Consider the following 9,547-nt stretch of genomic DNA (forward strand, 5'->3'; position numbering starts at 1 on the left):
TTAGTGAGTGGGTTTAGCTTCAGTCGCAAGGTAGTTGGCAATGAGTTGTAAATCTTCATCGCTATAACCTTTAGCAATACGTGTCATTAAAGTGGCAGGGCGCTCACCTTTTTTAAATGCTAGGAGTGAGACGCTGAGTGCTGCTTCGGTTTGTCCCGCAAGGCTTGGAATAGGGATTCCCGTGCTATTGCCATTTGTACCGTGGCAGGAAAAACAGGGTTGAGTGAGTAGGGATGCGCGGCTGATTTTCACATTATCCGCAGCCTGAGTGGTTGGTGTACACAGTGCTGCTATCCATACGCTCAACACGATTGCAGAACGCTTCATCGCTGTCTCCTTGGTTGTTATTAGGAAACTCTAACCTTATGAGGGATCGGTGAGTGAATGAAAATAACCGTTTGTGCTTAGCTTATCTGTTTTTTTCATAGTGCTAGATCAGCTTCAAAACCCGCAAGGTTTGCTGATAGGTCTGTTCTGCGAAAGTAGCTCGGTATTCCAAGTTGCTAAGCGAGTATCCACTAGTTGATTCGGGCGATCCCACAAATAGTGCATGGTGGTAAAGCTCAAGAATAGAGTAGCTTCCAAAATTGCGCAGGGCTGAGAGTTCTTTTGACATCAAAGCATCATAATGTCTAAGCATCAATATGCTATACTCACAGAAAATTAACTTAGGATGAAGACTATGCGTACCACCGTTACTCTGGATGACGATGTGTTCAATATTGTGCGTTACATAGCGGCACAAAATAAGCTGGCGATGGGTACAGTGCTTTCTGATTTGGTGCGTAAAGGCTTGCAGAAATCGCCGGAGTACACGCGTAAAGGTTTATTTCCGGTGTTTAATGTGCCTAGTCATGCCAGCCCGATTACGCCAGATCACCTTAAGTTACTGGAAGATGAAGCATGAAAGTTGCTTTATTAGATGTGAATGTTTTAGTAGCACTCGCATGGCCGACACATATTCATCATCAAGCAGCACATGAATGGTTTAATCGTGAACAGCAGTATGGCTGGGCAACTTGCCCTTTCACACAAAGTGCTTTAGTGCGTTTGTCGGCCAATCCCAAAATCTTACCCAATGCCGTAGGTTTAGCTGATGCTTTAGGCTTACTAAAAGCCTTAACTGAAATTCCCTCTCATCAGTTTTGGGAGGATAGTTTAGCCTTGTTGGATGGTGCAGTTTTTCAAGCAGGTTATGTGGTTGGGCATCGGCAGATTACAGATGCTTATTTGTATTCTTTAGCGATTCAGCGACACGGACGCTTGATTAGCTTTGATGCAGGTTTGCAGAGCCTTTATCCTCAGGCGGCTGAAGGGCATTTGGTGATATTGAAGTCTTAGAGAGGAAGCTTAATAAGGCGAAACGAGTCCGCCTTATTAATTGCGATGTAAACTAAGCGCACTAAATCTTCCGACTCAATCCCTTCACGACACCCACTAACACATCAATCTCCTCGAAAGTATTGTAAAACGCTAGTGAGGGGCGCACAGTTGCCTCCAACCCAAACCGTCTTAAGATCGGTTGAGCGCAGTGGTGTCCAGTGCGTACTGCAATACCCTCCTGATTCAAGGCTTTGCCCACTTGTTCGGTGGTATAGCCTTCTAACACGAAGGAAACCACGCTGGCTTTATGCGGTGCAGTACCGATTAAACGTACACCCTTAATGGGGCGCAGGTATTCACTGGCATATTCCACCAAGGCATGCTCATAGGCGGCAATGGCAGGCAGACCCACAGTCGATACATAATCCAAAGCCGCCGCTAAACCTACCGCGTCCGCAATATTGCCCGTACCTGCTTCAAAGCGTAGCGGTGGTTTACGGTAGACGGTATGCTCGAAGGTCACATCTTCGATCATATTGCCACCGCCTTGCCACGGTTGCATAGTCTCTAGTAAATGCGCCTTGCCATAGATAGCCCCAATACCAGTTGGGCCGAAAATTTTGTGCCCTGAGAACACATAAAAATCCGCGTCCAAGGTTTGCACATTAACCGGAATGTGCGAAATACCCTGTGCACCATCAATTAAGACTTTTGCACCCATCGCATGGGCTAGGGCAATGATTTCCTCAATCGGGGTAATCGTGCCTAGGGCATTCGAGACTTGCGTGACGGATACCAGCTTAGTTTTAGGGCTGAGTAATTGACGATATTCGTTTAGCAGCAGTTGCCCACGGTCATCCACCGGAATCACTTTCAGTACAATGCCAAGCTCATCGCGCAATTGTTGCCAAGGCACAATATTCGCGTGATGTTCCAAATGCGAAACAATCACTTCATCGCCCGCTTTGAGATTTTGCTTGCCCCAAGTTTTGGCAATTAAATTAATGCCTTCTGTGGTGCCGCGTACAAAGATAATTTCGTCCACCGAATGTGCACCAATGAAATTTGCCACGGTTTGGCGCGCACCATCATAAGCATCCGAAGCCCGTGCCGCTAATTCATGCGCTGCCCGATGTACATTCGAGTTTTCGTGTTGGTAGAAATAACTAAGCCGATTAAGCACTACCTGCGGTTTTTGTGTCGTCGCTGCATTATCAAACCAAATCAGCGGTTTGCCATTCACGCGCTCTTGTAGAATCGGAAAGTCACGCCGTATCGCATGAATATCAAAGCTAGTGCGGGGCGGTATGGCAATCGGTGTTTGAAAGCCTGAATACGTCGTTGAGTTTGCCACACTAGGCACAGCAGGAGCTTGTACTTGGCTGGTGACAGGTACGCTATGCTCCAGAAAATAGTCGTGCGGTATTGCATTTGCCGCTGAAGGTACTTGGGTATTCGCACGCACTAAGCCTAAATCCAAACCACTTAAATCAAAATCAGGCAAGCCCAAACCTTTAGGCTTACCCGTAAAGTCGGGGTAAGTATACGCTGGAGTCGCAGTGGCTAAACTATTAGCGATGACTGCAGGCGCACGCTGCAACAGCGCAGGCGTATTTACCCAATGTTGTGGTTCATTGTGCGGCAATAGTGTCACACTAGGCGGAATATTATTGAGGCTCGGTGTTTCAGTCGGCAAACTACCAAACAGGCTAGACGCAAGTTGTGCTAGCCATGTTTCGTCTACCGGAGCTGCGCCTAAATTACTTATAGGTGCTTGGGTAGTCATGATATTTATCCACCTCCACATCATCTAACACGGCTAATGAGTCTTCGGTGAGCACCGCCAGCGAACAGTACAGCGACACCAAATAAGAAGCGATAGCACTGCGATTAATCCCCATAAAGCGTACCGATAAGCCCGGGCTTTGCTCACCGACTAAACCGGGTTGGAATAAACCGACCACACCTTGACGTTTTTCACCAGTGCGTACTAATAAGATTTTGGTTTTGCCATCCTCAACAGGTACTTTATCCGAGGGAATCAAAGGTACACCGCGCCATGTAATGAACTGTGAACCAAATAAACTGACGGTGGGTGGTGGTACACCACGACGCGTACATTCACGCCCAAAGGCGGCAATCCCACTCGGATGAGTTAAGAAAAAGCCCGGCTCTTTCCACACTTTACGCAATAAATCATCCAAATCATCCGGTGTCGGTGCACCCGTCAAAGTTGAAATCCGTTGCTCATCGCTCACGCTCGCCAATAAGCCATATTCCGGATTATTAATCAGTTCGCTTTCTTGGCGTTCTTTAATAGTTTCAATGGTGAGGCGCAATTGCTCACGGATTTGGTCGTGTGGGCTACTGTATAAATCGGAAACACGGGTATGTACATCCAGAATAGTAGAGACACCATTCAGAAAATACTCACGCGGTGTGGTGTCATAATCGACGAAAGTTTCTGGTAAGGATGACTCATCGCGCTGAGTACACGCCACTTGTACATCTTGTGGGTTACTCACGCGGTTGACGCGATAAATACCGGCTTCGACAGGAACCCATTGCAGTAATTGCACTAGCCAGCGCGGGGTAATCGTGGATAGCTGTGGTGCGGTTTTGGTGGCATTTGCCAACTGGCGCGCGGCACCATCACTTAAAGATCGTTGACTTAGCTGTTGTTCAGCCATGACTTGGCTCTCCTTGCTTAAAAGGCGTTGAAAAATAAATAAAAAGGAAAAGTTAAGTGTTAAAAGCCAGCACTACATTCGGCTAGAGTGCTCTTGGCTTATATGACTATGTGGGGGCACGCTATGAGTGAGCCACACATTGCCACCAATAACCGAACCACGCCCAATCGTGATATTGCCCAGAATAGTCGCACCCGCATAAATCACTACTTCGTCTTCTACGGTAGGGTGACGTACATAGTCTTTGGCGAGCGTCCCATCTTCGTTTTTCTCGAAGCGTTTCGCCCCTAAAGTGACTGCTTGATAAAGGCGCACATTTTTACCGATGGTAGCAGTCTCACCAATCACTACACCCGTGCCGTGATCAATGAAAAAACCACTGGCAATGGTCGCTCCGGGGTGAATGTCGATACCAGTTTCGGAGTGGGACAGTTCGGCGAGCATGCGTGCCAACAGTGGCAAACCTAGTACATACCATTCATGTGCAATCCGATGAAAAATCATGGCTTTAATCCCCGGATAGCACATAAGTACTTCATCCACTGAACGTGCAGCGGGATCGCCATGAAAAGCGGCTAATACATCTGCATCTAAATCTTGGCGGATACGCGGCAAGGTGCTAGCAAAGGTTTGTACAATTTCTTTGGCTTGCTGATCCAGTTGAATGGAAGCAAGTGTGCCTTGAGCGATTTGCGCTAAATGCGCGTCATAAGCGAGTTCCAAACGCGCTTGGGTGTATAAAGCTTTTAAAGCAGAGTCCAGTTGTAAGCCGACATAATAGTCTTCAGCCTCTTGGTGAAGGTCAATAGGGCCTAAACGCATTGGGAATAGAGCTTGCCCCAAGGCTTTCACAATAGTTTGTACTGCATCGCGTGAGGGCAAATTACGCCCACCGAAATAATGCGGACGCTGTTGTTCGGCACGCCAAACACGGCGTTTACTTTTTAACTCAGTGACAATGCTATCCAGTTGCCAATTAGTAGTTTCTAAATCAGGAATTAAATCAGGACGAATCGCTAATAATCTGCTCATGTTGAGGTGCTCAATCAGTCTTGTTGCCACGGTAGATTTGCATAGCGCCAGCCACCTAAAGCGCCGCGTTGTTGTTGTGCATTTAGATCGCCTTCAAATCCTTGGGCAATGTTATACACCCGTGTAAAACCTGCTTTGGTAGCGGCTTTGGCAGCTTCGGCTGAGCGTTTACCGCTACGGCAAAGTAATAGAATTTTTTGTTGTTTTTGGAGCTTAGTTTCCAGTTCTTTTACAAACCGTGGGTTACGATTCATTGCCGTACCAGTAGCCCAAGCTACATGCAAGCTTCCCGGTACTTGACCCACAAAATGTAATTCTTCTTTAGTGCGTACATCGACAATCACTGCTTCACCTGCTTGAAACCAAGCCCAAGCCTGTGTAGGGCTAACAATCCCTGCATAAGCTAAATCAACAGCTTGTTGGATCTCAGAGCTAATCGAGCTGGAAGTAACGGAGCTAGGTGCAGTGGGTTCTGCATCATTATTAAAGACGCTACTACTGGCGCTTGGTGTATCCATGTAGTCCTCCTGCAAGAACACATTAAACGGTGAATGGTTGGCTGTTGCTGCAAAAGACTAACAACAGTCCTTTAGCAGCGGAACGAATTAAAATCACTATGCTTATCGAGAATTTTGCATAAGTGACTTATTTAATATTGATAAAAGCTAAGCAAGATTTGTTGGTTTGATGAAAGGAAGTTTTATTTTATTGTGCAGCACATAAACTAAATAAAGGAAACTTGCAATGACTACGAATACTATCCAAGCCATTAATGAATTGGCAACTACCCAATTTAACTTTCTACAAAAAGTAGGTGAGTTAAATTTAAAAACGGCAGAAGCTTTACGTTTAAAACAGGGCGAGTTATTAAAAGGCTATTTAGATTTTGGTTCACAATATGCTGAGTTTGGTTTAAAGCGCCAAGTTTTGGGCATCGAGCAAAAACCTATTAATGAATTGTTGAGTGCTTGGGGTGAAAAATGGCAAACCCATTGGCGCGAAACTGCTGAGCTTTTTAAAGCTTATCATGATGAGTTCAATGCGACCGCCGAAGCTTCATTTAGAGCTGCACAAGCCGGTACTACGCAATTAATTGAAGCAGGCAAGCAAGCTGCTACTGAAGCCACTGAAAAAACGAAAGCAGCCGTTGAATCGGCTACGGCTGAAGTGATTGATTTGGGTAAAACAGCAGCGGCTCAAGCGAGTGAAACCGTGAAAAAGGTCGCGAATAAAGCCTAACTAGGTCTCTCTTACAGGTGTGAATGGGTCTACCTGTCCTCGACAAATGGGGCTGTACTTTCCTCCTATTTCCATTTGTCACAGTCGCCCGCTTAAGGTGTGCTTGAGCGGGCATCTTCATTTTGAGAGTGCCTTCGCAAGAAAAAATCAGGAAAGCTTGCTCTTTCAAGTAACGATTAAAACACATAAAAAAGCCAAACCGAAGTTTGGCTTAACGCTTTTCGCAGAGTTAAGTCGAAATCTTAGATACGAGTCAAACGTAAATAGGGTTTAACCGCGCGGAAGCCTTGGGGAAACGGTGCTGTAACGCTTCATGATCTTGTAGAGTAGTGCTGCACAAAATCGGATGCAATATCGCCTAAACGTAGTGTCATTTTAAAACTCCGGTGATGCTAAATTAAATCGTTGTTGTGGTGCGTTAATAGCACCTTGGGGCAAGTCGTAAAGCGACTGCTGAAAATTCTCGAAAATTCTTAAACCTTCTGGCCAAGCACCAAAACCAGAAGCAACATTGATATGTCCGGCTGCACCAATATCAATAAAGCGACTTTCCCAAGTATCTGCCCAAACCGCTGCGCTTTCTAAAGACATCCACGGATCATTGCTACTAGCGACGATTACACTTGGAAAATCCAAGGCTTGTTTGGGTAAATGCAGGGCAACATTATCACGTGCGCTTACATACAATTCACCGGCCTGAAAACCGTGTAAGCTAAAGCGGCTTGGATTGGCAGGCGCAACTAACATCGCTCCAGCAATCTTTTCAGGTTGTTTTTGCGCTGCATAAATGCTGGCTAGGCAACCGAAGCTATGTGCAATAATCCAGACTTTACCACGTGCCTGCTGGATGCTTTGGCTGACTGCTTGTGCCCAAATGGGTAGGATGGGATTGTCCCAATCCTCCTGTTCAACCCGCTTAATGTTTGGCAATTTGCGTTCTATCCAAGTTTGCCAATGTTGCAACTCGCTGCCATATAAACCGGGGACGCTTAAAATAGTGTTCATGTGTTTGCCTCTTTGACATAGGCGACAAACAAGGCGGCTGCCATATCAGCACGGCGATGGGTGTAGAGCCATTGAGTAAAGGTTTTTTCTACAAAATCGCGTAAAGCCCAAGCATTGCGCTGTTTTTTCCAGAGTTCAACATGCCGTGCAATATTTTCTAAAGCACGTTGATGTTGATGACGATGCAGCAACCAATAGGGATAGTCTGTGGCGTTCATGTCCTGTTCTTCGGCTTTAAATTGTTCACTTAATTGTTGCTGGAGTTGCTTAAGCAGCTCATCAATCTTGGCAGCATTCGGTTTTTGTGTGGTGATCTGCGCGGTCAACTCCAAATGCAACGCGGATAGATGCTGCTGAAACTCCAAATTCATTAACTGAACATAAAGCGTTTGAAAATTCGCTAAATGATCCTTAGAAACTGTGGAGTCAGCCGCTAAACCTAGTGCCATGAAATTTTTCCTATACCAGATAAGGCAACACTTTAGGAAAGAGCTGGGCTAGGTGGAACTAAGAAAAAATGGAAAGCTTATACAGCGAGGTGGATAGTTAAAGGGTCGCAACTAAACTTTGGCTATAGCTGAGTCATTGCCTAGACATCTGCCGAATCATTTGAATTTCCTCAGCCTCAATCCCCAAAGATTCCAGAAAATCCTGATGTGCTTCCGGCGAGCGGTACTCAAATTCATCGTGCCATTTATTCATGCCGGTTTCGTCTAAGCCTGCCACTCGCAGCATTTCCACCCAGCGTTGTTTGGTCATGGTGCGGCTGTTATTTAAAGCCGAGGGGGATTCCAATAAACGAATAATAACTTGCTGCTGACGACGCAAGCGCTGCATTTCCCGATTCAAATCGTGGAGATGGCGCTCCAGCACAGAAACGCTACTGTCCGTGCTAGAGGCCAAGAGGGTTTGAATTGTTTCTAAAGGCAAACCCGCTTCACGATAAGTTTGTATCTGCAACATGCGCTGTAAAGCTTGTTCGGTATATAACCTATAACTACTAGCACTGCGGGTGGACGCAGGCAGCAGGCCAATCGTGTCGTAGTACATTGACATCCTCCTCTCCCTAAAGGACGAGGATTCCTCCGGCGAGACGCTCATGTCCGAGCGCGAGAATATTCTTAGCTGCATTCACATCACGATCATGCAGTGCCCCACACATAGGGCAAGACCATTCTCTTATTCCAAGCCCTGCTCTACCTTTCGGACTGTTGGGGCTGAGTGAGCCGCAACTCGAACAAGCTTGGGTCGTGTACTTCTCATTCACTTCCTCAAACCAGACCCCTGCGTTCGCGCATTTGTACCGGAGCATGGTTTTAAAACTGCCCCAACCCGCATCTAACACGGATTTAGCCAGTTGGGTTTTAGCTAGGGCTTTTGAGCTGACATCACCGATGACAATGGCCGCATAGGCTTTGACTAATTCAGTGGAAAATTGGTGCAGTTGATTTTTTCGGGTATTCTTGATCTTGGCATGAAGTGTTTTAACTCGATGCTTCTTTCTAGCCCGTTGAGCGATTCCTAGTTTTTGCTCATAGCGACGGTAATACCGATCAGCCTTCAACTTCTTGCCATTGGAAAGGGTAGCTAAGTCTTTAAGACCTAGGTCTATACCAATAGATTCCGTACCTTTCGATTCTAGTTTAGGCGCATTGTCCACCACTAAGCACACATACCAGCGACCTCTAGTATCTTCGACGAAGCAACCGGTTTTCACGCTATATTGGGCTAAACCGTAGCTGTCCCAGAGTTTAAAGGTTTGCTTCCCATACTGAACAAAGCCATCGCTGTATTTGAGGGCTGACTTCTTGAAAGGTATCCAACCTAATGAACGGCGAGCGGATTGTTTATTGGACACCCGCCAATTCAACTTCGCTTTCTTGAATTGTTTACGGCGGTTAATTAGTTCTTCGGTGACGGCTTGAATGGTTTGACTATGTAGATTCAGCTCTTTCGATGCACCCGTTGTATACGTTGCCACGTCGTAAGCACTAAAAAACTTCCCAGTTCTTTTTAAGTGAGTGAAACACAAGTCATTGACGTAGTTCCAGACGGAATTCACTTCAGTGGCTAACTGATTAAGCACTGAACGATGTTGGTCTTTGATACGCAATTTTAGGGTTTTCATCAGTTTGATTATACTAAACGGTACAACCCATGAATAGATCGGCTACGCCTTACGCCTTATAGCTCCCTCCCTGAAGGCATAAGTATCTACACAAATTGTCGGACGGTTTTTTTCAGGCCGTCCAATTGTT

At 46.1% G+C, this 9,547-nt stretch carries 12 protein-coding genes; 3 read left to right on the plus strand and 9 right to left on the minus strand.

The window, feature by feature from the left end:
* The gene (locus Q0307_RS09440; protein ID WP_298659829.1) at positions 1–327 is read right to left on the minus strand and encodes a c-type cytochrome; all 327 of its coding nucleotides are present in this window, start codon (positions 325–327) and stop codon (positions 1–3) included.
* Between the two features lie 355 nt (positions 328–682).
* Here Q0307_RS09440 and Q0307_RS09445 point away from each other — a divergent pair, with 355 nt between their 5' ends.
* Complete coding sequence (locus Q0307_RS09445) at positions 683–907, plus strand: hypothetical protein (protein WP_298659831.1); 225 nt, start codon at positions 683–685, stop codon at positions 905–907.
* Complete coding sequence (locus Q0307_RS09450) at positions 904–1,341, plus strand: TA system VapC family ribonuclease toxin (RefSeq protein WP_298659833.1); 438 nt, start codon at positions 904–906, stop codon at positions 1,339–1,341. The genes Q0307_RS09445 and Q0307_RS09450 overlap by 4 nt, the downstream gene beginning before the upstream one ends.
* 61 nt (positions 1,342–1,402) lie before the next feature.
* Here Q0307_RS09450 and Q0307_RS09455 read toward each other — a convergent pair whose 3' ends face one another.
* The 4 genes from Q0307_RS09455 to Q0307_RS09470 form a co-directional block, all read right to left on the minus strand.
* The gene (locus Q0307_RS09455; protein WP_298659835.1) at positions 1,403–3,109 is read right to left on the minus strand and encodes a family 2A encapsulin nanocompartment cargo protein cysteine desulfurase; all 1,707 of its coding nucleotides are present in this window, start codon (positions 3,107–3,109) and stop codon (positions 1,403–1,405) included.
* A complete protein-coding gene (locus tag Q0307_RS09460; RefSeq protein ID WP_298659837.1) occupies positions 3,084–4,013 on the minus strand; it encodes a family 2A encapsulin nanocompartment shell protein in 930 nt (309 codons plus the stop codon). The genes Q0307_RS09455 and Q0307_RS09460 overlap by 26 nt, the downstream gene beginning before the upstream one ends.
* A gap of 72 nt (positions 4,014–4,085) precedes the next feature.
* On the minus strand, positions 4,086–5,045 hold the full coding sequence (epsC, locus tag Q0307_RS09465) for a serine O-acetyltransferase EpsC (RefSeq protein WP_298659839.1): 960 nt from the start codon (positions 5,043–5,045) through the stop codon (positions 4,086–4,088).
* Positions 5,046–5,059: 14 nt separating this feature from the next.
* Positions 5,060–5,563, minus strand: a complete 504-nt coding sequence (locus Q0307_RS09470) for a rhodanese-like domain-containing protein (RefSeq protein WP_298659841.1) — start codon at positions 5,561–5,563, stop codon at positions 5,060–5,062.
* 226 nt (positions 5,564–5,789) lie between these two features.
* On the opposite strand from Q0307_RS09470, the gene Q0307_RS09475 reads away from it, so the two are divergent.
* On the plus strand, positions 5,790–6,284 hold the full coding sequence (locus Q0307_RS09475; protein WP_298659843.1) for a hypothetical protein: 495 nt from the start codon (positions 5,790–5,792) through the stop codon (positions 6,282–6,284).
* A 375-nt stretch (positions 6,285–6,659) separates the two neighbouring features.
* On the opposite strand, the gene Q0307_RS09480 is transcribed toward Q0307_RS09475, so the two are convergent.
* The 4 genes from Q0307_RS09480 to Q0307_RS09495 all read right to left on the minus strand — a co-directional run bounded on the left by Q0307_RS09480 (position 6,660) and on the right by Q0307_RS09495 (position 9,417).
* Entirely contained in the window at positions 6,660–7,289 is a 630-nt protein-coding gene (locus Q0307_RS09480) for an alpha/beta hydrolase (RefSeq protein ID WP_298659845.1), read from the minus strand.
* Positions 7,286–7,738, minus strand: a complete 453-nt coding sequence (locus Q0307_RS09485; RefSeq protein ID WP_298659847.1) for a hypothetical protein — start codon at positions 7,736–7,738, stop codon at positions 7,286–7,288. The genes Q0307_RS09480 and Q0307_RS09485 overlap by 4 nt, the downstream gene beginning before the upstream one ends.
* A 133-nt stretch (positions 7,739–7,871) precedes the next feature.
* The gene (locus tag Q0307_RS09490; protein WP_298659849.1) at positions 7,872–8,345 is read right to left on the minus strand and encodes a MerR family transcriptional regulator; all 474 of its coding nucleotides are present in this window, start codon (positions 8,343–8,345) and stop codon (positions 7,872–7,874) included.
* Between the two features lie 10 nt (positions 8,346–8,355).
* Positions 8,356–9,417 carry a transposase gene (locus tag Q0307_RS09495; RefSeq protein ID WP_298659851.1) on the minus strand — a complete coding sequence of 354 codons (1,062 nt, stop codon included), beginning with the start codon at positions 9,415–9,417 and terminating at the stop codon, positions 8,356–8,358.
* Positions 9,418–9,547: the final 130 nt, after the last annotated feature.

Source organism: uncultured Thiothrix sp. (assembly GCF_937873765.1).
Lineage (GTDB): Bacteria > Pseudomonadota > Gammaproteobacteria > Thiotrichales > Thiotrichaceae > Thiolinea.

Coding starts and splice junctions, on each gene's coding strand:
- Q0307_RS09470 (WP_298659841.1), bottom strand. CDS start 5,563: ATGGATACACCAAGCGCCAGTAGTAGCGTCTTTAATAATGATGCAGAA.
- Q0307_RS09440 (WP_298659829.1), bottom strand. CDS start 327: ATGAAGCGTTCTGCAATCGTGTTGAGCGTATGGATAGCAGCACTGTGT.
- Q0307_RS09460 (WP_298659837.1), bottom strand. CDS start 4,013: ATGGCTGAACAACAGCTAAGTCAACGATCTTTAAGTGATGGTGCCGCG.
- Q0307_RS09495 (WP_298659851.1), bottom strand. CDS start 9,417: ATGAAAACCCTAAAATTGCGTATCAAAGACCAACATCGTTCAGTGCTT.
- Q0307_RS09485 (WP_298659847.1), bottom strand. CDS start 7,738: ATGGCACTAGGTTTAGCGGCTGACTCCACAGTTTCTAAGGATCATTTA.
- Q0307_RS09450 (WP_298659833.1), top strand. CDS start 904: ATGAAAGTTGCTTTATTAGATGTGAATGTTTTAGTAGCACTCGCATGG.
- Q0307_RS09445 (WP_298659831.1), top strand. CDS start 683: ATGCGTACCACCGTTACTCTGGATGACGATGTGTTCAATATTGTGCGT.
- Q0307_RS09475 (WP_298659843.1), top strand. CDS start 5,790: ATGACTACGAATACTATCCAAGCCATTAATGAATTGGCAACTACCCAA.
- epsC (WP_298659839.1), bottom strand. CDS start 5,045: ATGAGCAGATTATTAGCGATTCGTCCTGATTTAATTCCTGATTTAGAA.
- Q0307_RS09455 (WP_298659835.1), bottom strand. CDS start 3,109: ATGACTACCCAAGCACCTATAAGTAATTTAGGCGCAGCTCCGGTAGAC.
- Q0307_RS09480 (WP_298659845.1), bottom strand. CDS start 7,289: ATGAACACTATTTTAAGCGTCCCCGGTTTATATGGCAGCGAGTTGCAA.
- Q0307_RS09490 (WP_298659849.1), bottom strand. CDS start 8,345: ATGTCAATGTACTACGACACGATTGGCCTGCTGCCTGCGTCCACCCGC.